Here is a 24,434-nt window from a genome sequence, read left to right on the forward strand (position 1 = left end):
CGGCCGAAGAACCGAAACTGTCTCGCCGCATGACGGGCTAGCCTTCCCCCATCGGCGTTATTTCCAGGAGGGCGAGGCATGAACGCGATGACGCAAACCAGAGCCGCAGGTCCGGCCAAGGCGGACAGCCACCCGGCGCTCGGGCGGCTGAGGGATCCGCGCCTGCTGCGCGAGATGGCCTATATCGACGGGCGCTGGACGGGAGCCGACGCGGATGCGCGCTTCGAGGTGAACGATCCGGCCACCGGCCTGAACGTCGCCCGCGTGTCGCGCCTCGGCGCCGATGCCGCTGGACGGGCGATCGACGCCGCCGCCCGCGCCCTTCCCGCCTGGAAGGCCCTGCTGCCGCAGGAGCGCGGGCAGCGCCTTCGCGCCTGGCACGCGCTGATGCTGGAGAACCGCGAGGATCTCGCGCTCATCATGACCCTCGAACAGGGCAAGCCGCTCTCGGAATCCCTCGGCGAGATCGATTACGCGGCCTCCTTCGTGGAATGGTACGCGGAAGAGGCCAAGCGCCTGAACGTGGAGAGCGTGACGAGCCACCTGCCCGGCGCCGAGATGCTGGTGCGCCGCGAGGCGCTCGGCGTCGCGGCCCTGCTGACGCCCTGGAACTTCCCCTCGGCGATGCTGACGCGCAAGGCCGCCGCGGCGCTCGCCGCCGGCTGCACGATCGTCGCGCACCCCTCCTCCTACACGCCGCTCTCGGCGCTGGCGCTCGCGGAGCTTGCCGAGCGCGCGGGCCTGCCCGCGGGCGTGTTCAACCTCGTCACGGGCGACGCCGAGCCCATCGCCAACCGCTTCTGCGACGATGCGCGCGTGCGTGTCGTCAGCTTCACGGGCTCGACGGAAATCGGGCGCAAGATCGCCATGCGCTGCGCGCCCACCATGAAGCGCCTCGTGATGGAGCTCGGCGGCCACGCGCCGCTGATCGTGTTCGACGACGCGGACCTCGACAAGGCGGTCGAGATCGCCATGGGGGCCAAATTCGCGACCTCCGGCCAGGACTGCCTCGCGGCCAACCGCATCTATGTCCAGCGCCCGATCTACGAAGCCTTCTGCGAGGCCTTCGGCCAACGCATCGCCGGGCTCAAATCGGGGCCGGGCCTCGACAGGGACGTGGAGATCGGCCCGCTGATGCACCCCAACGCGGTCGCAAAGGCGAAGGCGCAGATCGACGACGCGCTCACCCTCGGCGCGCGCCGCGTCACCGGAGACACCCAGGCGCAAGGGCCGCTCTTCGTGCCGCCCACGCTGCTCGCCGACGTGCCGGACAATGCTCTCATCATGCATGAAGAAACCTTCGCGCCGATCGCCGCCGTGACGCCGTTCGACACGGAAGGCGAAGTGGTGGCGCGGGCCAACGCCACCGAATACGGCCTCGTCGCCTATGTGGTGACCGAGAACGGCGCACGCGCCCTGCGCCTCGGCCGGGCCCTCGAATACGGCATGGTCGCCGTCAACCGGGTGAAGATCACCGGCGCGCCCATTCCCTTCGGCGGCGTGAAGCAATCGGGCCTCGGCCGCGAGGGCTCGCGCCACGGCCTGGAGGCCTTCACCGACCTGAAATACCTCTGCCTCGACATTCACTGACCGGAGCCAGCCATGCTGAACGAAACCACCACTCTCGACAACGAACTCAACGCCTGGGACCGGGACCATTTCTTCCATCCTTCCACCCACATGGCCCAGCATGCGCGCGGGGAAACGCCCAACCGCATCATCGCGGGCGGCGAAGGCGTCTACATCGTCGACCGGCAGGGCAAGCGCAGCCTCGATGCGTTTGCCGGCCTCTATTGCGTGAATGTCGGCTACGGCCGCACCAAGATCACCGACGCCATCGCGGCGCAGGCGGCCGCCCTGCCCTATTACCATGCCTATGTGGGCCATGGCTCCGAGCCCTCGATCCGCCTCGCCAAGATGATCATCGACCGCGCTCCGAAGGGCATGAGCCGCGTGTTCTTCGGCCTGTCGGGATCGGATGCGAACGAGACCAACATCAAGCTCGTCTGGTACATGAACAACGTGCTGGGGCGGCCCGAGAAGAAGAAGATCATCTCGCGCTGGCGCGGCTATCACGGCTCCGGCCTGATGAGCGGCAGCCTCACGGGTCTGGCCGCCTTCCACAACCTGTTCGACCTGCCGCTCTCGCCGATCCTGCACACGGAAGCGCCCTATTATTTCCGTCGCCCGGACAGGAACATGAGCGAGGAGCAATTCTCGCAATATTGCGCCGACAAGCTCGAGGAGATGATTGAGGCCGAGGGACCCGAAACCATCGCGGCCTTCATCGGCGAGCCGGTGCTCGGAACCGGCGGCATCGTGCCTCCGCCGAAGGGCTATTGGGAGAAGATCCAGGCGGTTCTGGACAAGCACGACATCCTGCTCATCGCCGACGAGGTCATCACGGGCTTCGGTCGTCTCGGCTCCATGTTCGGCTCCGACCATTACGGCATCAGGCCGGATCTCATCACCATCGCCAAGGGGCTGACCTCGGCCTATGCGCCGCTCTCCGGCGTGATCGTGTCGGAGAAGGTCTGGCGCGTGCTGGAGCAGGGCTCCGACGCCTACGGGCCCATCGGCCACGGCTGGACCTACTCGTCCCATCCGCTCTGCGCGGCGGCGGGCGTGGCCAATCTCGAGGTGGTGGACGAACTCGACATCGTCGCCAATGCGCGGGAGATCGGCGCCTATTTCAACAACGCTCTCAAGGACGCGGTCGGCTCGAACCGCTTCGTCGGCGAGGTGCGCGGCGAGGGCCTGATGGCGGCGGTCGAATTCGTGCGCGACCGGGACGACCGGGTCTTCTTCGATGCTTCCGAGAAGGTCGGCCCGCGCATCACCGCGGCCCTTCTGGAGCGCGGCGTCATCGGCCGCGCGATGCCCCAGGGCGACATCCTCGGCTTCGCGCCGCCGCTCTGCCTGACCAGGGACGAAGCTGACATCATCGTGAACGCCGCGAAGGGCGCCATTGAGGAGGTGACCTCCACGCTGTAGAACGCCTCACGACGCCCCTGCCCTCTACGGAGAAAGGCAGGGGCAGTGCCGCGCGGTCTCTCCTTCCCCAAGCCTCGGGCTTGCGCACCTTATCCAGCAGAACGCGGGTGCTCTCCTCCCCCTTGTGGGGAGGAGTGGGAGGTGGGGGTGTCGGCGCTGAACTCAAACCAGCGTAGCGCTCACACCCCCACCCTGGCCCTCCCCACAAGGGGGAGGGAAACCTGCGCCTTATTCTGAATCCGGAGGTTCTCCCCACCGCAAGTCGGGTGTTCCCGACTTGCGTCGGCAGAAGCGGATCCCGTGGGGCCAAGCCACTCTCCCCCGTCATCCCCGGGCTCGTCCCGGGGATCCACGTCTTTAGCCTGTCGTAGCCCCAAGACGAGGACGGCCATGACGGACAGAGCCCGTCGCCATCATCGTGCGGGCAACGCGATGCTGGATAGGATCGCCCATTCCTCGATCGGGGTCTGTTGAGAGGAAGACACGATGCAGACGCGGTCGAAATGCACGCTCACGCCCGTGAGTCTGCTTCTCAAGTCTCCGATGGCGTGAGATTTCTCGAGGCTTTCCTGAACGCCGTAAGCCAACGAGATATGCGGCATGAAAGTCTCGACGCTTCCCACGCCGAAGCTCTCGACGGCCTTCCTCTTCATGACGCCGAGAGGCTGAACGACCGGAAAGCGGGCGTAGAACGAGCGATAGTAAAGAGGACTTTCCTCGACCGTCTCGACAGGCGCGTCGAATGCGCTCATCCCCTCCGCGACCGGTGCGAGAAGAGGCTGCAGCTCCGCGCAGGTCCTCGGCATGTCCTCCACGAGCGTCAGGTGCGGCTGGAAGACCGGACTGCCGAAGCGCCGCGCCAGTTCCCGGACGATGTCCGAAAACATCCTCTCGTGCTCGATGCACGGCATCAGCCAAATGGAATGGTACTCGGTCTTCATGTCGTTCCTCGCAGCGGGCGGCCGATGGCCGGCCTCTCACAAACCATCCTTCAGCGGGCGGACGCTTCCGCGATAGATCAACGGCACGTCGAGCACCGACACGATGGGCGGGGCCTTCGGATCGGCCTGCCGCCGGTCCAGAATCCGGATGGTTTCGGCGGCGAGCGCTTCCTCGTCCTGATGGAAGGTCGTCAGCCGGTAGGCGCCCCAACGGGTCTGCGGAATGCCGTCGAAACCGATTACCGAAAGGTTCTCGGGAATCGACAGGTTCAAAACGTCCCGGGCGTAATCCATCAATCCGAGCGCCATGAGATCGTTGACGCAGAAGACCGCCTCGACCGCATCTCCCGTTCCCAGAAGCAGGGACGCGGCGGCCTGGCCGCCGTCGTAATCGGTGTAACCCGCCCGCTGCACGCGGACCTCCAGGCCCCGCTCCCTGGCCGCCGCGATGAAGGCCTCCTCCCGTTCGACCAGGTTCGGGCTGCCGACGGTCGACGTGACGAGGCCGAGCTTCGTCATCCCCCGCGCGTGAAAGACTTCCACGGCCACCTGCGCCGCGCGGACGTTGTTGATCCGGATGTGATCCGGGCCATGCTCCGTCCGGCCCACGACGATGAGCGGCTGCCCGTTGCGCTGCGCCAGTTCGACAATGGACGAGGACGGCATGCCGGACAGGACGATCGTCGCCTCGGCCCTGTAGCGCAGAAGCGTCGCGTGGGCGGCGCACACCCGGTCCTCTCCGGGACCGGTGGGAATGAGCACGGGGACGCTTCCCCGTTCGACGAGGCGCCGGGACAAGGCCGCGACCTGCTGCGTCCGGAAAGGGCTCGCGAGATCCGAGGCCACGAGGCCCACGAGCCGGCTGCGATTGGCGAGCAGCCCCCGCGCCAGATCGTTGACCTGATAGCCCAGCTCCGCGGCCGCCTCCATCACCTTCTTGCGCGTTGCGGGAGCGATGCTCGCCCCCGGCGTGAAGGCCCGCGAAACGGCCGAGCGCGACACGCCGGCGCGTTCGGCCACCATATGGGCGCTGACGAATTGCGGCCCTGCCTCCGCGGCATCTGCATCCGTATCCCGCATCATCGTCTCAATGCCCGACCTTGGAGAGCACGTCCGAGCGAAGGAAACGCTCGACCACGAACATGAAGGCGATCGACGGGATCAGCAGGATCAGCGCCGTGATGGAGGCGATCTGATAATTGCCGCCCGAGCCTGCCGTGTAGAGCAGAAGAGGCAGGGTCAAGACATCGGGAGCGCCGACGAAGTAGGTGCCCGTGAACTCGTCGAGGGATTCCAGGAACACGAAGATGGCGCTGGCGAGAAGCCCGGGCGCCGCGATCGGCAACGTGACGTCCCAGAAGCCGCGCAGCGCGCTCGCGCCCATGGAGCACGCGGCCTCCTCCAGCTCCCGATCGATGGCGGAGAAAGCCGCGGTCGCAATCCAGACCGCATAGACGAGGCCGTGCGTCACATGAACGAGCACCACGCCGAGAATCGTTCCGTTGAGGCCGTATTGATAGAAGATGCGCGCGATGTTCACATAGACCGGCAGGTTGGGAAAAGCCTGGGGGATGAGCAGCGCCAGCAGGATGAGGCCGCGAAACGGCAGGCGGAGCCGGGCCAGGGCGTAGCCTGCCGGAATGGCGAGCCCCAGGGACAGGACCACCGTGAGGGCGGCGATGAAGATGCTCGTCCCTAAGGACGACATGGCGTTTCCGCGCGGCGAGAAGACGTTCGCCCAGAACGAGAAGCCGTATTTCAACGGCAGCACATGCGGAAAATACCAGCGCTCCGCCACGGTCCAGAGCAGCAGGTTCACCAGGGGCCCGAAGATGATGAAGGCCAGGATTCCGAGCCCGATCCCACGGGGAATCCATTTCCAGTCGAGACGGGCGCTCATCGGCTGTGCTCCCTCATGGTCTGACGCAGGTAGATCCAGGCCACCACGCTGGTCATCAGCAGCGAGATCAGCCCGAGCGCGTTGGCGACGCCGTAATCCCGGTAGGCGTTGATGCGGAACGCCATGTTGGCGGTGATCATCGTAGGCGATTGCGCGTTGATCATGAGCGGGACCGACAGCACCGACATCATCGTCACGAAGCTCAGGATCAGCCCGACGAGAAGGGTGGTGCGGACCTGAGGCAGGACGATCTCGATCAGGATCCGCAGGCGGTTGGCGCCCAGGTTGCGCGCCGCTTCGATGGTGCTGTGATCGATGGACGCCATGGCGCCGGAGAGCAGCAGGGCGACGAAGGGCGTCTGTTTCCAGACGAAGGCGATGACGATGCCGCGCCAGTCGAGGAAGGACATGGCCGACAGGGGCGTCATCAGGCCCAGCTCGATGAAGATGTTGTTCATCAGGCCGTTCTTGGCGAGGAACGTGCGCAGGATCTGGCCCACGACGATGAACGGAATGAAAAGCGGCCAGCGGTAGACCCATCTTAAGGCGGCGACGGCGCGCGGATTCGAGCCGAGCGTGAGATAGCCGCCGATCATGATGGAGAAGAGGCCGATCAGGGCCGAGGACAGCGTCACGATGGCGATCGTGAAGAGCATGTCGCCGCTGTAGAGCTCGAAGGCCTTCGTGAAATTGCCGAAGCTGAATGCGCCTCCGACGTCGAAGGCGCCCGTGACCGAGCTGGCGAGCGGCACGATGAAGAGGAGAAGAACGATCGCCAGCGCCGGAGCGACGAGCAGGAATCCCAGAAGCGGGATCGGAAGAGCCAATCGTCCTCCCCCCGTGTTCAGGTGCCCGGGCTGCGTCGGGCGCAGGGCGCCGTGGGAGCCGGGCTGGGGAAGCCTCTCGCTTCCCCAGCCGCTGCCGGCCTCAGTTTCCAACTTGGCGTTCATAGGCTTCCAGGATCGCGCTGTTGTACGGAGCAATCGGGAAAGGCTTGCCGTACTTGGCAAGCTCCTCGGGCGAGATATCCGTGAAGAGCTTCTCCCAGGTCGCCTTGTCGAGGTTAGCCTGAACGTGCTGCGCGTCGATTCCGGGATACCAGTTGAAGCGCTTGACGATGCCTTCCGCCTGCACCTTCGGGCTGGTGGCGAGCGCCACGAACTTCTCGGCGAGCTCCTTGTTGCCGCTCTTTTCCGGAACGACGTAATGCATCGGCTGGCCGGGCATGCCCGGGGACGGCAGGACGAGCTTCATGTCCGGCGGCAGCTGGCCGTTCGCCTTCCAGGAGTAGAACATGTCGACCCAGACCGGCCCGATGGCGATCTCGCCGCGGCTGAGCATGTCGAGCGTGCCGGCATTGCCCGGCGTGAGCGTGGCGTTGCGGGTGAACTCCTTCAGGGACGCGAAGGCCTTCTCCCAGTTCTTGGCCTCGTTCGGATCGAAGGGGCCGTTCATGAGCTTCTGCGCATCGCCGCCGCCATAGGCATAGACCCAGCCCATGACGAAGCTGACGCCGGAGGCTCCGCCCTTGATGCCGTTGTAGCCGAACTGCTTCGGGTTCTTCTTCGCGAACTCGACGATCTCGTCGTAGCTCTTCGGCGGGTTGGGCACCAGGGCCGGGTTGTAGGCGAGCGCCGTCTGGCTGTTGAACATGGGCATCACATAGCCGTCCACGTTCGCGCCGAGGGCGATCTTGGCGTTCTCGCGCGTCACCAGGGATCCGGTCGGGATCTTGCTGCGATAGGCCTCGAGGAATTTCTGCTCGACCATGGGGCCGACGAACTTCTCGTGGACGACGGCGACGTCGGCGTCCCACTTCGCGACGCCCGCCTTGCTCTGCGCCTCGAAGCGCTCGAGGATCTTCTGCGATCCGGCGTCGCCCGGACCCGTCCCGACGACGCGAACCTTCGTGCCGGGATTCTCCTTCTCGAAGAGCGGCCCCAGATACTCGTTCACGTAATCGACCATATTCTGATCGCCTGCGGTGAGGACGGTCAGTTCCGCCGCGGAGAGCGGTGTGCAGAACATGCCTGCCACGAGCGTGGAGGCAATCAACTTGGCTTTCATGGTCCTTCTCCTATGGCGCCCATCGGGTGCCCTGTGCCTTCGCCGGCGGTTGGATTCCGCCGGTCTATTGTTGTGGAAACAGGAAGAGCGATTCCTCCGGAATGCGGATGGAGACGCGTTTGCCGATATCGATGCTACGGGGGGAATCGACGATGACATGCGAGGAGCCGACGGCGACCACATGGCGCCAGAGGCCGCCCGGATAGCTCGTCTGCTCGACGGTTCCGGTCAGCGTCAGGCACGGCTTGTCCGCCGCGGACGGGACCGTCTCTCCCGCATCGCCGATCTCCACCGATTCCGCCCGGAAGCGCGCGTTCACGAGACCGGTCAAGGTCCGCCCCCGGGCCGGCAGGACGGCGGGCGCGTTGAACGGACCGGCGGCGATCTCGATCCGGTCGCCGCTCGTCTTCGCCGAGAGCGCGATGAGGTTCTCCGCTCCCATGAAGGCGGCGACGAAGTCGGAAGCGGGACGGTTGTACACCTCCTCGGGCGTCCCCACCTGCGCGATCGCGCCGTTGTTGAGGATGACGATCCGGTCCGCCATCACCATGGCTTCCTCGCGATCGTGCGTGACGTGCACGGCCGTGATCCCGAGGCGCCGCTGGAGCGCGCTGATCTCGTGGCGCACCGTCAGACGTATCCTCGCGTCGAGGTTGGACAGGGGCTCGTCGAGGAGAAGGATGTCCGGCTCGATCGCCAGGGCCCGCCCGAGCGCCACGCGCTGGCGCTGCCCGCCCGACAGGTTCGCCGGCTTGCGGGCGCCGAGCGCCTCCAGGCCCAGCAGCGTCTTGATCTCGGCGACGCGCGCCTCGATCGTGGCCCTGGGCATCCGCCTGAGCTTGAGGCCATAGCCGATATTCTGGTCGACGGTCATATGCGGCCAGAGCGCATAGGATTGGAAGACGAGGGCCATGCCGCGCTTGTCGGGCGGCAGCCGGGTCACGTCCCGCCCGCCGACGCGGATCGCCCCGGAAGCGGGGGCATTGAACCCTGCAATGCTGCGCAGAAGAGTCGTCTTCCCGCACCCTGAAGAGCCGAGAAGGGCGACGAACTCCCCCTTCCCGACCGCCAGGCTCACGCCCTTCAGCACCTCGTTCTGCCCATAGAAAACACGAGCATCGACGACTTCAAGGAAGGCGTTCATGGTTTCCTCTCCCCGGCTGAAGCCTCTTCGGGCGTTTTTGCACAGCCGTGCAAACTATGCTCGATTTAGCCCAAGGCGCTCAAGTGGGTTTAGACTAAGGTCTGATACAGTTTTGTGACGGGCTGCCTCTCCCGGATCGCCATCGGAAGCCGATCGCCGGCCGCCTCCGTGCGGACCGTGGAACCGCCGTCTCCGCAACGATGTTTAAGCATGAGCCGGGCCTTTCGGCGCGGGCGTTAGTGAGGAGGTTCGATCCGTCAATGGCAAACAATCCGGCAGTCCAGCGAACGGGTTCGCCCCAACCTCCCTCGGCACTCGCAACGATGGCCGCCGTCGTGGTCGGATGGGCGCTGGTGAGGCTCGTCGCCGGAGGCGAGCGCCATCCCGCGCCGGCTTCGGCGCGCCCGACCGCGCGCAGACCAGGCCACGCTACGTCGCAAAAGGATACCGGCTTCGCCGAGAAGCAGCATGCCGATCCCCATGCCGCGGCCGCCGAGAAGGGGCGCGGACGCGAGGCCGACAAGCCCACCGAAATTCCCGCGAAGGGCTGGAAGGACATTCTCTGGCGGACGTATGAGGAATTCGGCAAGGACCGCGTCACATCCGTTGCCGCGGGCGTGACGTATTATGCCCTGCTCGCCGTCTTTCCCGCCATCGGCGCGCTGGTCTCCATCTACGGCCTCTTTGCGGATCCCACCACCATCCAGGAGCACCTCAACGCGATGTCGGGCGTCCTGCCGGGCGGCGCGATGGAGGTGATCGGCGACCAGGTGAAGCGGATCGCCTCCAAGGGAGGCGGCGCACTCAGCTTCGGCTTCATCTTCGGCCTCGCCATCTCCCTCTGGAGCGCGAACGCGGGCATGAAAGCGGTGTTCGACGCCCTCAACATCGTGAACGACGAGGAGGAAAAGCGCAGCTTCATCCGGCTGAACCTGACCTCCCTGACCTTCACCCTGTGCGCCATCCTGTTCATTCTGATCGCTCTCGGCGGCATCGTCGTCCTGCCGATCGTTCTCAAATTCATCGGTCTCGGAGAAGGCAAGGAATGGCTGCTGTCGCTTCTGCGCTGGCCCATTCTTCTCGTCGGCGTCACCTTCGCCCTGTCGCTGATCTATCGCTTCGGCCCGAGCCGGGACAAGGCCGAATGGCGCTGGGTCACGCCGGGCGGCATCGTCGCCGCCGTGCTCTGGATCGCCGTGTCTATGCTCTTCTCGTGGTATGTCTCGAATTTCGGCAGCTACAACGAAACCTACGGATCGCTGGGCGCCGTCATCGGCTTCATGACCTGGATCTGGCTCTCGAGCATCGTCGTCCTTCTGGGCGCCGAGATCAACGCGGAGATGGAGCACCAGACCGTCAAGGACACGACGGAAGGCGTCCAGCAGCCCATGGGCACGCGGGGCGCGACGATGGCCGATACGGTCGGCGTCGCAAAGGCCTGACGCCATTCCGATCGATGAGAAAGGGCGCTCCGCAAGGAGCGCCCTTTCTCATGCATCGTGCGGAGCCGGAGGGCCGCCCGCGCGACGCGCTCTTCCAAAGAGTGGAGCATCGGATCGATCCTGAAAGTGCAGGTCCGCTTTTGACGCACGATGACCGAGTGCGCCGATCCTTGCCCGCCCGGCATCCGGATCGCCCCATCAGTAGCACCCAAAAGAAGAGGCGCCGGAATATCCCGGCACCTCTTCTGTCGAAATCAATGATATCGGGCCGTCACGCCTGCCTTGCCGCAACGGCTCCGTGGAGCATGGTCGGCGCGCGGGCCGCCTTGCTGGCGTCGGAGCGCTCGTCGGAGAACCAGGCGATGGTGTCTTTCAAGCCCGCTTCCAGGGAGGTCTTCGGCGACCATCCGAGAAGCTGCTTGGCGAGCGTGATGTCCGGACGGCGGCGACGCGGATCGTCCACCGGGAGCGGACGCGACACGATGCGGGACGAGGACCCGGTCATCGCCAGAACCTTCTGCGCCAGATCGCCGACGGTGAGCTCGTTCGGATTGCCGAGATTGACCGCGCCGGGGAACGCCCCCTCATAGGCCATGAGCCGCATGAAGCCGTCCACCAGATCGGACACGTAGCAGAAGGAGCGCGTCTGGCTTCCGTCTCCGTAAACGGTGATGTCGTCGCCGGACAGAGCCTGGCAGATGACGTTCGAAACCACGCGCCCGTCGTCGGCGCGCATGCGCGGCCCGTAAGTGTTGAAGATGCGCGCGACGCGCACGTCCGCGCGGCCGGAGCGTTCGAAATCGAAGGTCAACGTTTCCGCTGCGCGCTTGCCCTCGTCATAGCAGGCGCGCGGGCCGGTGGGATTTACGTTCCCCCAATAGCTTTCCTTCTGCGGGTGAACCTCGGGATCGCCATAGATCTCGCTGGTGGACGCCAGGAAGAAACGGGCTCCGATCGTTTTCGCGAATGTCAGGAGATTGTGGGTTCCGACCACGCTCGTGAGCATGGTGTGCTCGGGATCGGCCTGATAATGGGGCGGAGAGGCGGCGCAGGCGAGATTGAAGACTTCGTCGAACTTCATCTTCTTCGAACGCAGGCGCGGCGGAAGCGGCTTGATGATGTCCGTGTCGACGAGATCGAAACGCGGTTCACGCTCGAGATGCCGAAGGTTCTGTCGCCGCCCGGTCTGGAAGTTGTCGACAGCCACCACATGCGCGCCTTCGCTCAGCAGAGCGTCACACAAATGCGATCCAAGGAAGCCGGCTCCACCCGCGACAAGGACGAGTTTGCTCTTGCCATTCTTCATGAAGACCATCTCCGTATCGGACCGCCGGTCACGGCCCCGATGTACAAACCTTTATCCGGTCCAACGCCGAAGCTTGGCATTGGTTCAATGCCGGCTTCAGAAACTATTCACGGCTCTCATGCTCTCGCTTCCCGAGCGGGACGATGGTCCTGCTTCCGCCGGTCTATCGCTTCGATCAGATCCCGCTCCATGGAAGCGGCGCGGTGGGAGGCCGTGTGCTCGGCCAGGATGCGCTGCCGCGCTTCCCGTCCCATCAGGTCGCGACTGACCCCATCCGACCCTTCAAGCACATGCAGCACGTCGTCGGCCTGCCGGGCGAGAGCGATCTCGCGGCCGGGCTTCAAGATCGTTTCGATGCCGTCCCAGGTGTCGGAGATGATCGGCGTTCCGCATGCCCCGGCCTCGAACAGACGGACGCTGGGGCTGTAGCCCGCGCGGATCATGTCGGCGCGCGTGACATTGAGCGTGAAGCGGCTTTCAGCATAGAAAGCCGGGTGCTCGCTGGGCGGCACGTGATCGATGCGCTCCACGTTCGCGGGCCACGCGATGTCGGCGGGATATTGCGGCCCGGCCACCACGAAGCGCAGATGCGGCGCGCGCCGGGCCGGCTCGATCAGAAGCGTTTCGAGAGTCGGCTGGCGGTCCGGGCTGTACGTGCCGAGATAGCTCAGGTCCCAGCGCTTCGGCCGGTCGAGCACGGGATACAGCTCAGGATCGACCGAGCAGTAGAGCGCCCGCGCCGCAGGAGAACCGTATCGCTCCATCAGCAGGTCGAGCGTGGGGCCGCCCGTGAAGGAGAAATAGACGTCGTAATGCGGGATCAGATCCGGCGAGAGATATTCGTAATCGCCCCTTTCCAGCTTCGCGAGCGTCACGGGCGTATCGATGTCGTAAAAGGCGACGGTTCCCTTGGCCACCTCCTGAGCCCAGCGCCCGACAGCGACGCCCTCGGGCACGTAGGAGCCCACGATCACCGCATCGGCCGATGCGATGATTGTCCGGTAGCGCTCCAGGTCCTCCAGGCTGGTATAGAATTTGAGGCGGCAGAAATCGGGATTCATCAGGTCCCGGTGCGCGGCATACCACGGCACGTCGCGCTCCAGGAACAGCACGTCGTGCCCTCGGGCGGCGAACGCCTTGAGCAGGGCGCGGAAGGTTGTGGCATGGCCGTTGCCCCAGGATGACGAAAGGCTCAGGCCGAGGACGACGATGCGCAATCCGCTCACGCGACGCTCCTTTCGCGTTTCCGGGAGGCCATGTCGCGCAGGATCGCATCCACCTCGGCTCCTCGTCTGGCATAGGTGTGCTCGGCCATGATGCGGCGACGGGCAGCATCGCCGATGGCCTTCGCCCGCTCGGGATTCAGCATCTCCACATGGTCGGCCACATCCTTGCCGTCGCGCGCGACCAGAACCTCCTCCCCTTCCTTCAGGAAGAGTTCGAGGCCGACCCATGCGTCGGTGATGAGACATGCGCCCGCGCCCGCCGCCTCGAACACGCGCGTCGCCGGCGAGTAGCCTGTCGTCGCCATGGAATCGCGCGCGATGTTCAGGACCGCGAGCGGGCTCGTGTTGAAGGCGTTGTGATCGCGCGTATAGACGTGCCCGATATGGCGCACGTTCGACGGCATGCCCTTCGTCTCCCAGCCGTTGCCGCCGATCAGGAAGCTGCGGTTCGGAAGGCGTGCGGCGGGCTCCAGGAAGAACTGCTCGACGCGCGCCTCGCGGTCCGGCAGGCGATTGCCGAGGAACGAAAGATCGGCCGTGAAGCGCTCATCGGCCGGGACCGGGTGATGGGTCGAAGGATCGAGCGCATTGTAGATCGGAATGCAGCGCCGCGCGCCGAAACCCTCATAGGCTTCGATCACCGGCGGGCCGCCGCCATAGGTGAGGACGAAGTCGAGGGCGGGAAGCGTGCGGCGCAGCGGATGATCCGGGTTCTCCCGCAGCTCCGCGAGGGTGGCCGGGGCATCCACGTCCCAGAAGATGCGAATGGCATCGGGACGCGAAGCGGCGACGACGCCTTCCAGCAACTCGTTGTCGAACACGCCGACGCCGGACGCCTTGACCACCACATCGGCCTTCGCCGCCTCGGCCACGACGCCGCGCATGGCTTCCTCGGTGGCAGGATAGACCTTGACCTCAGCCCAGTTCGGCGGATCGATGTCGCGATGCTTCTGACGGTCGAACGCATCGGGCTCGTAGAAGGTGATGCCGTAGCCGCGTCGGGCGAGCTCGCTCAGCATGCCTCTGTAATAGGTCGCCGCTCCGTTCCAATAGGAGGAGAGAAGGCTGGAACCGTAAAAGGCTATCTTCATGCGGACATCTCCATCGGTGCTTCGGCACCGTAGGTTTTCAGGATCGTGAGCAGCTGATCGACACGGTGCGCGCAGGAGTGACGGTTGCGAATGGCGGCCAATCCGTTGGTCACGAGGAAGCGCCGCAGATCGGGATCGCCGCTGACGGCCTTCAGATGGCGCTCCATTTCGGCCTCGTCCCGTGCGACGAGATAATCCTCGCCCGGATTGAAAAGACCTTCCGAGTCGCTCCAGGGCGCGGAGATGAGAGGAATTCCGCAGGCGAGCGCCTCGAAGACACGGATCGTGGGAATGCCGGGAAGCATGTTCACGTAGAAGCGGCGCGGCACATGCACGGTGGCGAGATGGCGCGCGAACACCTCCGGAGCCCGCGCATTCGGCAGCCAGCCGCGATACGTCACGCCGTAGCGCTCCAAGGTCTCAAGCGCCTGTTCGGGATAGCGCACGCCGTAGATGTCGAGGGGCAGCCCGACGGTTCGGGCCGGACGGAAGAGATAGGTTTCCAGTTCCGCGCTGCGCTCGTCGTCGCCCCAATTGCCGATCCAGACGAGGCCCTTGCGTTCGCCTTCTTGCGCAGGCGGATGGAAGAGCCGCGTATCGGCCGCCTCGTGCCACACATGAACGCGCTCGCCCCAGCCCCAACGGCGATAGACCTCGGCCAGCGTCTCGCCGAAGGCGAGAACGCCGTCGTATCCGCTCAGGTCGAATTGACGGATCGCATTCGGATCGCTGACGGCCCGGTGATGCGTGTCGTGGAAGAGAAGAGTGAACCGCGCTCCCTCGCGTCGCAGCCTGCCGATGGCCGCGACGAGCCACGGCTCGTTCCATTCATGGACGATCACCACGTCCGCATCCGCCACCATCTCGGACAGATCGGCATCAGCGCCGAACACGATCGACGACAATTCGGGATAGAGGCTGCGATAAGCCTCGAGACCGCTCTCTCCATGATCGCGCAGAAGATTGTCCAGGCTCCACGCGCCTTCAGGCTCGTAAGCCACGACCTCGTGCCCCCGGTGGACGAGATCGCGCAGCACGCCTCTCAAGAAATGCGCGTTGCCGTGATTCCAGCAGGATGCGAGGGAGTGAGTGAAATAGACGAATTTCATGCAGCGGCCCCCTTGAGGGAGATGGAACTGATCTTGGACGGAAGCAGGAATCGGTAGGCCGACAGGACCCCCATGGTCATGGCCTCCACGCCGTAGGTTCCCGCGCGCGTCCTCGCCGCCTCTCCCATCGCGCGGCGCTCCGTTTCGTTCGTGCTCAGGCGCTCGACGAGCCGTGCGATGGTCTCGTCGTCATCCGGATGCACGAACAGGGCCGCGCCATCCCACAATTCGCGGAACGTCGGGATGTCGGACAGGACCAGCGCGCAACCCGCCTGCGCAGCCTCCAGGACGGAGAGACCGAACGGCTCGTATTTCGCGGCGGAGACGAAGATGGGCTGCGCGCTCAGATGCCCGGCAATTTCATCGTCGCTCAGCCGCCCGATCGCTGTGGCATGATGGATTGCAACGCGTGCTCCGTTGGGCCCGTCATGGGGGCCCGCCGCGAGAGCCGGAATGGACAGGCGCGACGCGGCGCGGTCGAACGCCGCGACATTCTTGCCCTCGTCCCAGAGGCGTCCCGCCGTGAAGGCGAAGAGGTCGCGCCTCCTCGGCTCGTCGCCACGGACAGCCCGGCGTCCGTTGCGGACGATTGTCGGCGCCACGGCGAGATCGTAGACGCGGGCCGTGGCGCCGGCGAAGGCCGCTGTTGGGGCCAGAAGCATGTCCGCCGCGCGATAACCCCTGTGAACGAGTTGCGTGCGCCACGCGAACGCCTCGGGAAGAGGACCGTCGCGCACGGCTTCCCACCAGGTGGCGACGCATGAATGGCAGACCGCCACGACAGGGCAGGCGAATGGCGCATCGGCGAGAAGTGCGGGAGAGTTGAGATGCACGATGTCGGGCCGGATGTCGGCGGCGAGCTTTGCAATCGCACGCCCGGCTTCCTTCACCTCGTCGGCCCGCTCGGCCGTCCAGTCGAGGGGAAGTCCGGTGTCGATCACATTGATGCCGCTCGTCCTCGCCCTCTCGCGCTGATCCTCGGAAGGCGAAGGGCCGAGCACGGCGAGGATCGTCTCGACTCCGTGCCTGCGCGTGCCTTCGGCGACGTCGAGCGCATATTGCCAGACACCGCCGACCGCATCGGCCGTCATGAGAACACGAGGAGCGGACTTGGCCTGTTTCAATGCAGACATGTCTCTTCCAGCCCCTTCACGCTGAACGGGTTCGGGCAATGCATCGCGCCGCGCCAAATGATCCGTCTCCCGGTCGGCCTCTCATGGCGCGGTCGCGGCGGCCTGGAGCCGGGGACTTTGCCGGACCGTTCCGGAGAGACCTCTCTCCTCCTGCAGCCATTGCGCCAGAGCGGCCACGCCCATGCGCCACGGCGTCGGAGCCTTCAGGCCGAGCTCGCGTGCGACCTGACGGGTGTCGGAGACGTAGTAGCGCTGATCGCCCGCGCGCCACTCGGAATAGTCCGTCTCGACCGGGCGGCCGATGATCTCCTCGATATGGACGAGGAGCTGCCTCAGGCTGATCGCGTTCGCGGGCCCGCCGCCCAGGTTGAAGGCGCGTCCCTGAACGACGTCGATCCGCTTCCACGCCCCGGCATAGGCGTCGACCGCGTCGGAGATGTCGAGAATGTCGCGCACCTGGCAGCCGTCGCCGTAAATGGAGATCGGCCTGCCTTCGAGGGCGCGGATCAGGAAATGGGCAACCCATCCCTGATCCTCCGTTCCCATCTGACGCTGGCCGTAGATGCAGCTCATCCGCAGCACGCAGGTGGGAATGCCGTAGGAGCGCGCATAATCGAGAACGTACTGATCGGCCGCTCCCTTGGAACAGCCGTACGGCGTATGGAAATCGAGCGGGCGGCTCTCGCCGATTCCGTTGTCGCGAATGGCCGGATCGCGCGGCACATAGGCGTCGTTCGTCATGTCGAGTTCCACGTCCGCGAGATCGCCATAGACCTTGTTCGTGGACGCGAAGACGAGGGGAACGGGCTCGCCGCGTTTGCGCAGCGCATCGAGCAGGTTCAGGGTGCCGCGGATGTTGATCTCGAAATCCTCGCGAGGATCGGCGAGGCTCGTCGTCACCGCGACCTGCGCGGCCATGTGAAAGACCGCCTGAGCGTCAGAAGCTGCATCGGCCACCGCCGTCTCGTCGCGAATATCGCCGACGGCCGCAGAGATCTTCGACGGGTGGCGCTTCTTCAGCCATTCGAGATTCCGCTCGACGCCGGGGCGGGCCAGAGCGTCGTAGACGAGAACGTCATGCCCTTCGCTGGCGAAGCGATCCGCCAGGTTGGAGCCGATGAAGCCGGCGCCTCCCGTCACCAGGACGGGACGGCGGCGAAGAATGGCGGGCGCGCCAGTCCTTGAATCCGCTTCCGTCATGCGACGAGGCCTCGCGCTTCGAGTTCCTTGCGGGCTTCCTGGACGAGGTCCTTGGCCTCCTGCTTGGCCACCCATTCGGCGAGTTCGGCCAAGCCTTCCGAGAAGTCCTTCTTCGGTGCGTAACCTAGCTCCTGCCGGATCTTCGAAATGTCGGCGATGCAATGGCGGATGTCGCCGATGCGCGCCTTGCCGGCGATTTCGGGAGCGATGGGGCGGTTCATGGCCTTCGCCAGAAGCTCCGCCACCTCCGAAACGGTGCGATCCACGCCGCTGCCGACATTGAACACGCCGCCCGGCGCCTTCTCGTGCTCCAGCGCCAGCACGAAGGCCTGCGCGACGTCCTCCACATGGACGAAGTCGCGGCGTTGCTGGCCGTCCTCGAAGATCATGGGCGGCTGCCCGTTGTGGAGCCGCGACGCGAAGATGGCGAGAACGCCGGTATAGGGATTGGACAGGGCCTGGCCCGGGCCGTAGGCGTTCCAGAGCCTCAGCGCGACGCCCTCCATGCCGTAGGCCGGGCAAAGCGTGAGCGTCAGGCGCTCCTGCACGTATTTCGACAGCGCATAGACGGATGCGAGCGCCGGCTTCTTCCATTCCGGCGTCGGCACCGGAACGAGCGGCCTGCCCTGCGCTTCCAGCGGATCCCAGGGATCGCTCTCGCTGGTGCGGGGAACCCGCGCGACGTCCTCCGTCAGGCGCCCGTCGGCATCCTTGTAGAGACCCTCGCCATAGATGCTCATGGAAGAGGCGACGACGACCCGTTGCACGGGATTGTCGATGAGCTGCTGGAACAGCACGGCTGTGCCGTAATCGTTCACGGAAACATAGCGGTCGACCGCGTACATGCTCTGGCCGACACCGACCTCCGCCGCGAGGTGCACCACCTTCGTGACCCCTTTGAGGGCCTTGAGCACCGCCGCCTCGTCGCGCACGTCCCCGACGACGATCTCCACATCGGAATCGAGCCCGTCGACCTGCGTCTTGTCGCCGTGAACCTGCTCGATAAGGCTGTCGAGCACGCGCACACGGTGCCCGCGCTCCAGGCAGGCGCGCGCGACGTAGCGGCCGATGAAACCAGCGCCGCCAGTAATGAGGATCGTATCCGTCACGAGAGGTCTCCGGATCTGTTGATGGGCATCATGCCAGGATCGAGCCGGGAGAATCCCACCGCCTGAGCTGGAAGAAGCGACGCGTGACATGCGCATGATCCAGGCGGACGCAGGGCTCAGGGCGAAGCGCGCGCAGGCCGACCGCCCTCTTCATCCCTCTCAAAGCTTGGCATTTCACGGAGCAAACGCTCCATCATCATCTTTGTTCCTTGGGCTTGAACTTGGCCGCTCGACCCTACCTCTAGCTTGGGCGCTTCGTCGCGAAGACAAGAGTCTCAAGCCCAGGAATCCTCCAGGGAACAACAAACACTTTTCCCGCGTTGACGGCCAAGCTTCGGGACATGCGACCGGGCCTCACGTGTGCATTCTGCTTCGAAATTTCAGCCGATTTGCCGACAAGGCCCCATCAGGGAGATCCACCATGAGCTCACGAAAGGTCCGCGTCGGAATCGTCGGCGTCGGCAACTGCGCCTCATCCTTCGTGCAAGGCCTTTCCTATTACCGGGATGCCCAGAGCAACGAGCCCATTCCGGGCCTGATGAATGCCGAGCTCGGCGGTTATCACATCAGCGACGTGGAGATTTCCGCAGCCTTCGACGTGAACGCCTCGAAGGTCGGCCGCGACGTCTCTGAGGCCATCTTCGCCAAGCCCAACAACACTCAGCGATTTTCCGCAGTGCCCGAGAGCGGCATCATCGTCCGTCGCGGCAAGACTCTCGACGGTCTCGGCAAGTATCTTCGCGACGAAATCGAGGAGGCGCCGGAGGACGAGGCGAATGTTGCGGAGGTCCTGCGCCAGTCCAAGACCGACGTGCTCGTTTCCTATCTTCCGGTCGGGTCCCAGAAGGCGACCGAGTGGTACGCCGAGCAGGCGCTCGAGGCCGGTTGCGCCTTCGTGAACTGCATTCCCGTCTTCATCGCGTCCAATCCCGAATGGCGAAAGCGCTTCGAGGAGCGCGGCCTTCCGATCGTGGGCGACGACATCAAGAGCCAGGTCGGCGCCACCATCGTGCACCGGGTGCTGGCCAATCTCTTCCGCGAGCGCGGCGTGCGTCTCGACCGGACCTATCAGCTCAATTTCGGCGGCAACACGGATTTCCAGAACATGCTCGAGCGCGAGCGCCTGGAATCGAAGAAGATTTCCAAGACTCAGGCCGTGACGAGCCAGCTCGACATTCCCCTTCCGCCGGAAGACGTGCATGTGGGGCCGAGCGACCACGTGCCGTGGCTCACCGACCGCAAATGGGCCTATATCCGCATGGAGGGAACCTCCTTCGGCGGCGTTCCGCTGAACGTGGAACTGAAACTCGAAGTGTGGGACTCGCCCAATTCCGCCGGAATCGTCATCGACGCCGTGCGCTGCGCTAAGATCGCCATGGACCGCAAGATCGGCGGGGCGCTCACGGGACCTTCGAGCTATTTCATGAAGTCTCCCCCGCAGCAATTCACGGACAACGAGGCGCGGGAGAGGACGTTGCGCTTCGTTGCGGGCGATGACGAAGAGGCGTGAGGAGGCGTCGGGCGTGACCACCACCTTCTTCCTTGTGCGTCATGCCGCCCACGACCGTGTGGGAACCGAACTGTGCGGGCGCATTCCGGGAGTCCACCTCGGCAATCCGGGCAAGGCTCAGGCGCAGGCCGTGGCCGAACGCCTGGCGCGGGAAAACGTCGCGAGCATTCTCACGAGCCCGCTCGAAAGGGCGGTCGAGACGGCTGAGCCCATCGCGGCGCGCCTCGGCAAGCCGGTCGAGCATCTTAACGACATCATCGAGATCGACTTCGGCGCATGGTCGGGCAAGAGCTTCGACAGCCTGGCCGACGACCCCCATTGGTCCGCCTGGAACAACAGTCGCAGCACGAGCCGCCCGCCGGAAGGCGAGACGATGCTGGAGGCGCAGACGCGCATCGTCCATGCCATGGAGAAACTGCGAAGCCTGCACCCAGGACGCGCCGTCGTTCTCGTCAGCCATAGCGACGTGATCAAGGCGGCCCTCCTCTATTACCTGGGCATGCCCATCGATTCATATGCCCGCCTCGACATTTCGCCCGCCTCCATCACGACGCTCGTCGTCGGTGATTGGGGCTCCAGGATTCTTCACATGAACGAGGTGATCGCCGCATGAAACTCGTCGTGTTCGGGCTCACCATTTCGTCCTCCTGGGGCAACGGCCACGCCACGCTCTGGCGCGGCCTGTGCAGGGCGCTCGCCCGCCATGGACATCACGTCGTGTTCTTCGAGAAGGACGTTCCTTACTACGCGGCCGACAGGGATGTGTTTTCGATTCCGAACGGCGCCCTCGTTCTCTACGACACCTGGGATTCGATCAGGCACCGTGCCGTATCTGAGCTTGCCGACGCCGATGCGGCCATGATCACGTCCTATTGCCCGGACGGGATCGAGGCCACGGATCTCGTGCTCGATGCGTCGAAGGCCGTCCGCACGTTCTACGATCTCGACACTCCCGTCACCCTGTCGAAACTCCAGGCCGGGGAAGCCCTGAACTATATCGGCCCTCGGGGCCTTCGCGAGTTCGACCTCGTCCTCAGCTATACGGGTGGAGGCGCGCTGGACAAGCTGCGGGCGGAACTCGGAGCGCAGCGTGTGGCTCCCCTCTACGGACACGTGGATCCGGATGTTCATCGCCCAGCCGAGCCGATGGCTCATTACGGATCCGATCTCTCCTATCTCGGAACCTATGCGGCCGACCGCCAGGCGACGCTCCAGCGTCTCTTCATCGACGCCGCCGCCCGCCGTCCCGAGCAGCGCTTCCTGATCGGAGGCGCGCAGTATCCCGACGATTTTCCATGGCAGCCGAATATCCACTTCGTTCGGCATCTGCCGCCGTCCGAGCATCCGGCCTTCTTCTCGTCCTCGCGCCTGACCCTCAACGTGACGCGCCAGGCGATGGCCGAAATGGGATGGTGTCCATCCGGACGGCTCTTCGAGGCGTCGGCGTGCGGTGTCCCCCTTCTGTCCGACGATTGGGAAGGCCTCGATCAGTTCTTCGATCCGGGCCGCGAGATCCTCATCGCGAAGACGACCGACGATGCCGTCGCGGCGCTCGATCTCTCCGATGCGGAGCTGAACCGGATCGCTCGCGCCAGCCGGGAGCGGACCATGGCCGAACACACGTCGGAACATCGCGCCAGAGAGCTTGAAGCTCTCCTTGCGAGCGCCAGGTCCGCATCGTCCGCATTGGGACAACCGACAGCCATGATGGAGGCGTGAACCATGTGGGGCATCATACCCGCAGCCGGGCTGGGCAGCCGCATTCAGCCCTTGGCCTTCTCGAAGGAGCTGCTCCCGGTCGGGAGCCGTCTCGACAATGGCGTCGAGCGCCCGTGCGCCGTGAGCGAGTATCTCGTCGAGCGCATGATCCATGGCGGAGCGGACAAGATCTGCTTCGTCATCTCGCCGGGCAAGTCCGACATCATGGAATATTACGGCGCGAGCTATGGCAGCGCCTCCATCGCCTATGTGGTTCAGCCGCAGGCCGCCGGCCTGTGCGACGCGATTTTCCAGGCGGCTCCGCTCATTCCCTCGGACGAGAGCGTCATCGTCGGATTGCCCGATACGGTCTGGTTTCCCGAAAAGGCGCTGGCGGAGCTTCCGGACGACGCGCTGTCCTTCCTCCTCTTTCCCGTCGAGAACCCGCAGGTCTTCGATGCCGTCGTCCTCGATGAATCGATGCGCGTCCAGGAAATCCAGGTGAAGCGGGAGGATGCCTCGTCGAAATGGATCTGGGGCGCCTTCAAGATGCCCGGCCACATTCTTCAATCGCTGCGCCAGCTCTGGCTCTCGCGCAATCGCCAGGACGAGTTCTTCGGCACTCTCGTCAACGCCTATCTCGCGCAGGGCGGACAGGCCCTCGGCGTCAAGGCGGGCGAATCCTATGTCGATGTGGGAACCCTTCACGGCTACCGATCCGCCATCGGCCTTCTGAGCGAGGCCGCCCAGCACGATACGATCACCGGCGCGCGCGTCGCCCTCGGCTGGCCCGCAGGACGCCTGCCCCGTGGCCTCCATGATTTGAGCAGGGAGTAGTTTTCGATGAATGCCATGGATCCGATGTCCCCCGAGGAGATCAAACGAAAGGCCGAGGCGCTCGGCCCCTGGTTTCACAACATGGAGATCAGGGAAGGGATCTGGACGGCCCCCAACCACTTCCTCGGCAACTACCCGGCCATCAAGTGGAAGAACTTCGCGCAGGCGATTCCGCAGGATCTGACGGGCAAGAGCGTCCTCGACATCGGCTGCAATGCAGGCTTCTATTCCATCGAGATGAAGAAGCGCGGGGCCGAGCGCGTGCTCGGAATCGACTTCGATGATTCCTATCTCGCCCAGGCGCGCTTCGCGGCCGAGGTGACGGGGCACGACATCGAGTTCCGCAGGCTCTCGGTCTATGATCTCGGCCAGCTCGGCGAGAGGTTCGACGTCGTCATCTTCATGGGCGTCCTCTATCACCTGCGTCATCCGCTGCTCGCGCTGGACCTGATCCACGAGCATGTGGCCAAGGATCTGCTGGTGTTCCAATCCATGCAGCGCGGATCGAGCGAAACGATGCCGGTCGAGGAGAACTACACCTTCTGGCAGACGGACCATTTCGACGATCCGCGCTATCCCAAGATGCATTTCATCGAGCACCGCTATGCGGACGATCCGACCAACTGGTGGGCGCCGAATGCGGCCTGCGTGGAAGCCATGCTCCGCAGCGCCGGGTTTGAGATCACCCAGCATCCGGAAGAAGAAGTTTACATTTGCCGCCGTATCGACGCCCCGCCGGGAGCGGGTGCGGTCTATCCGGCTCAGAGGAGAACCGCATGATTGAAGCTGCAATGATCTGGAACGAGCCCAACAACAAGTCCCATTGGGATCCGGAGATCGATCCGGATTGGCGGCTCTTTTCCGAGATGGCGATCGCAGCCGGCCAGGCGATCAGGGAGGCCAACCCCGACCTGCCGCGCGTTCTCGGAGGCATGTCGCCGATCGATCCCGGCTTCGTCGAAAACCTGAAGCGGCGCGGCGTTCTCGATCACGTGGACGTGGTCGCGGTCCATGGCTTCCCGCTCGACTGGAACCTGTGGCAGATCCATGAATGGCCCGCGAAGATCGACGAGATCCGCGCCGTCACCGACAAGCCGATCTGGGTGTCGGAGGTAGGCATCTCCACCTTCGGGGCCGAAGAGGTGCAGGTCTGGGGCTTGAACCGCACGGCGGAGCTGCTCATCGGAAAGGTGCCGAAGATCCATTGGTATAGCCTCTACGATCTGCCGCGCGCGTGGGAAGCCACCACCCGTCATCGCGAGGCGGAAGGCTCGTCCTATTACCGGCACTTCTACATGGGGCTTCTGCGGGAGGACGGCACGCCGAAGCCCGCCCTCGCGGAATATGAAAAATACGCCGGGCAGATGGGCCTGTGCCAGTGGTTCCATTTCGAGGATCACCGCCTCGACGATGCGGTTGCCTGGATGAAGCGGCTCGGCGTGAAGTACCTGCGCACGGGCCTCTCCTGGGCCGACAGCTTCCGTCCCAACGCGCTCGACTGGTTCGACCGCCAGATGGAGGCGCTCGCGGATTTCGACGTCACGGTCACCTTCTGCTTCACCCCGGAGCATCGCGGGATTGCACCGCATCACACCAGCCCGCCGCAGGTGAAGGAGGAGTTCGCGGAGTTCTGCGCGAGCATGATCCGGCGCTACGCGCCTCACACGGGCGCGGGCCGGACCGAGACGAAGGTGCTCGAAGCGCTGTAAGAGGTCTTTCTTTTCCGA

The 24,434-nt window shown here is 64.9% G+C and carries 22 protein-coding genes; 9 read left to right on the forward strand and 13 right to left on the reverse strand.

All coding sequences use genetic code 11. The features are described 5' to 3' along the window. Positions 1 to 78: 78 nt before the first annotated feature. Positions 79 to 1,590 carry an NAD-dependent succinate-semialdehyde dehydrogenase gene (locus tag ACS5Q0_RS03925; RefSeq protein ID WP_473125292.1) on the forward strand — a complete coding sequence of 504 codons (1,512 nt, stop codon included), beginning with the start codon at positions 79 to 81 and terminating at the stop codon, positions 1,588 to 1,590. 12 nt (positions 1,591 to 1,602) lie between these two features. Then, positions 1,603 to 2,994 carry an aminotransferase gene (locus tag ACS5Q0_RS03930; protein WP_473125293.1) on the forward strand — a complete coding sequence of 464 codons (1,392 nt, stop codon included), beginning with the start codon at positions 1,603 to 1,605 and terminating at the stop codon, positions 2,992 to 2,994. Positions 2,995 to 3,407: 413 nt separating this feature from the next. Here the strand turns inward: ACS5Q0_RS03930 and ACS5Q0_RS03935 are convergent, their stop codons facing one another. From ACS5Q0_RS03935 to ACS5Q0_RS03960, 6 genes are all read right to left on the reverse strand, one after another. Next, positions 3,408 to 3,935: a haloacid dehalogenase gene (locus tag ACS5Q0_RS03935; RefSeq protein WP_473125294.1), complete on the reverse strand. Its 528-nt coding sequence runs from the start codon at positions 3,933 to 3,935 to the stop codon at positions 3,408 to 3,410. A 36-nt stretch (positions 3,936 to 3,971) separates the two neighbouring features. Beyond that, on the reverse strand, positions 3,972 to 5,015 hold the full coding sequence (locus ACS5Q0_RS03940) for a LacI family DNA-binding transcriptional regulator (protein ID WP_473125295.1): 1,044 nt from the start codon (positions 5,013 to 5,015) through the stop codon (positions 3,972 to 3,974). A gap of 7 nt (positions 5,016 to 5,022) precedes the next feature. Further along, the gene (locus ACS5Q0_RS03945) at positions 5,023 to 5,835 is read right to left on the reverse strand and encodes an ABC transporter permease (RefSeq protein ID WP_473125296.1); all 813 of its coding nucleotides are present in this window, start codon (positions 5,833 to 5,835) and stop codon (positions 5,023 to 5,025) included. Continuing rightward, on the reverse strand, positions 5,832 to 6,785 hold the full coding sequence (locus ACS5Q0_RS03950) for an ABC transporter permease (RefSeq protein WP_473125297.1): 954 nt from the start codon (positions 6,783 to 6,785) through the stop codon (positions 5,832 to 5,834). Before ACS5Q0_RS03950 ends, ACS5Q0_RS03945 begins: the two co-directional genes overlap by 4 nt. Further along, complete coding sequence (locus tag ACS5Q0_RS03955) at positions 6,763 to 7,902, reverse strand: ABC transporter substrate-binding protein (RefSeq protein WP_473125298.1); 1,140 nt, start codon at positions 7,900 to 7,902, stop codon at positions 6,763 to 6,765. The genes ACS5Q0_RS03950 and ACS5Q0_RS03955 overlap by 23 nt, the downstream gene beginning before the upstream one ends. A gap of 64 nt (positions 7,903 to 7,966) precedes the next feature. Beyond that, entirely contained in the window at positions 7,967 to 9,046 is a 1,080-nt protein-coding gene (locus ACS5Q0_RS03960) for an ABC transporter ATP-binding protein (RefSeq protein ID WP_473125299.1), read from the reverse strand. A 260-nt stretch (positions 9,047 to 9,306) separates the two neighbouring features. Here ACS5Q0_RS03960 and ACS5Q0_RS03965 point away from each other — a divergent pair, with 260 nt between their 5' ends. Beyond that, positions 9,307 to 10,488, forward strand: a complete 1,182-nt coding sequence (locus ACS5Q0_RS03965) for a YihY/virulence factor BrkB family protein (protein WP_473125300.1) — start codon at positions 9,307 to 9,309, stop codon at positions 10,486 to 10,488. A 271-nt stretch (positions 10,489 to 10,759) separates the two neighbouring features. Here ACS5Q0_RS03965 and ACS5Q0_RS03970 read toward each other — a convergent pair whose 3' ends face one another. From ACS5Q0_RS03970 to ACS5Q0_RS04000, 7 genes are all read right to left on the reverse strand, one after another. Further along, positions 10,760 to 11,794 carry a UDP-glucuronic acid decarboxylase family protein gene (locus ACS5Q0_RS03970; protein ID WP_473125301.1) on the reverse strand — a complete coding sequence of 345 codons (1,035 nt, stop codon included), beginning with the start codon at positions 11,792 to 11,794 and terminating at the stop codon, positions 10,760 to 10,762. Positions 11,795 to 11,910: 116 nt separating this feature from the next. After that, entirely contained in the window at positions 11,911 to 13,020 is a 1,110-nt protein-coding gene (locus ACS5Q0_RS03975; RefSeq protein ID WP_473125302.1) for a CgeB family protein, read from the reverse strand. Further along, positions 13,017 to 14,111, reverse strand: coding sequence for a CgeB family protein (locus tag ACS5Q0_RS03980; protein WP_473125303.1), 1,095 nt, complete (start codon positions 14,109 to 14,111; stop codon positions 13,017 to 13,019). Before ACS5Q0_RS03980 ends, ACS5Q0_RS03975 begins: the two co-directional genes overlap by 4 nt. Next, entirely contained in the window at positions 14,108 to 15,220 is a 1,113-nt protein-coding gene (locus tag ACS5Q0_RS03985) for a CgeB family protein (RefSeq protein WP_473125304.1), read from the reverse strand. The genes ACS5Q0_RS03980 and ACS5Q0_RS03985 overlap by 4 nt, the downstream gene beginning before the upstream one ends. Next, positions 15,217 to 16,353 carry a glycosyltransferase family 4 protein gene (locus ACS5Q0_RS03990; RefSeq protein ID WP_473125305.1) on the reverse strand — a complete coding sequence of 379 codons (1,137 nt, stop codon included), beginning with the start codon at positions 16,351 to 16,353 and terminating at the stop codon, positions 15,217 to 15,219. Before ACS5Q0_RS03990 ends, ACS5Q0_RS03985 begins: the two co-directional genes overlap by 4 nt. Positions 16,354 to 16,434: 81 nt before the next feature. Beyond that, on the reverse strand, positions 16,435 to 17,553 hold the full coding sequence (locus ACS5Q0_RS03995; protein WP_473125306.1) for an SDR family NAD(P)-dependent oxidoreductase: 1,119 nt from the start codon (positions 17,551 to 17,553) through the stop codon (positions 16,435 to 16,437). Then, complete coding sequence (locus ACS5Q0_RS04000) at positions 17,550 to 18,662, reverse strand: NAD-dependent epimerase/dehydratase family protein (protein ID WP_473125307.1); 1,113 nt, start codon at positions 18,660 to 18,662, stop codon at positions 17,550 to 17,552. Before ACS5Q0_RS04000 ends, ACS5Q0_RS03995 begins: the two co-directional genes overlap by 4 nt. 421 nt (positions 18,663 to 19,083) lie before the next feature. Between ACS5Q0_RS04000 and ACS5Q0_RS04005 the strand changes: the two genes are divergently transcribed. From ACS5Q0_RS04005 to ACS5Q0_RS04030, 6 genes are read left to right on the forward strand one after another with little or no spacing between them, the layout of a single operon-like run. Continuing rightward, positions 19,084 to 20,172 carry an inositol-3-phosphate synthase gene (locus tag ACS5Q0_RS04005; RefSeq protein ID WP_473125308.1) on the forward strand — a complete coding sequence of 363 codons (1,089 nt, stop codon included), beginning with the start codon at positions 19,084 to 19,086 and terminating at the stop codon, positions 20,170 to 20,172. Positions 20,173 to 20,185: 13 nt separating this feature from the next. Continuing rightward, positions 20,186 to 20,785, forward strand: a complete 600-nt coding sequence (locus ACS5Q0_RS04010) for a histidine phosphatase family protein (protein WP_473125309.1) — start codon at positions 20,186 to 20,188, stop codon at positions 20,783 to 20,785. Then, the gene (locus tag ACS5Q0_RS04015; protein ID WP_473125310.1) at positions 20,782 to 21,891 is read left to right on the forward strand and encodes a CgeB family protein; all 1,110 of its coding nucleotides are present in this window, start codon (positions 20,782 to 20,784) and stop codon (positions 21,889 to 21,891) included. Before ACS5Q0_RS04010 ends, ACS5Q0_RS04015 begins: the two co-directional genes overlap by 4 nt. Before the next feature lie 3 nt (positions 21,892 to 21,894). Further along, complete coding sequence (locus ACS5Q0_RS04020; protein ID WP_473125311.1) at positions 21,895 to 22,707, forward strand: nucleotidyltransferase family protein; 813 nt, start codon at positions 21,895 to 21,897, stop codon at positions 22,705 to 22,707. A 6-nt stretch (positions 22,708 to 22,713) separates the two neighbouring features. Continuing rightward, positions 22,714 to 23,487 carry a TIGR04290 family methyltransferase gene (locus tag ACS5Q0_RS04025; protein WP_473125312.1) on the forward strand — a complete coding sequence of 258 codons (774 nt, stop codon included), beginning with the start codon at positions 22,714 to 22,716 and terminating at the stop codon, positions 23,485 to 23,487. Further along, a complete protein-coding gene (locus tag ACS5Q0_RS04030) occupies positions 23,484 to 24,416 on the forward strand; it encodes a glycoside hydrolase 5 family protein (RefSeq protein ID WP_473125313.1) in 933 nt (310 codons plus the stop codon). Before ACS5Q0_RS04025 ends, ACS5Q0_RS04030 begins: the two co-directional genes overlap by 4 nt. Positions 24,417 to 24,434: the final 18 nt, after the last annotated feature.

Source organism: Microvirga sp. HS2 (genome assembly GCF_055792805.1).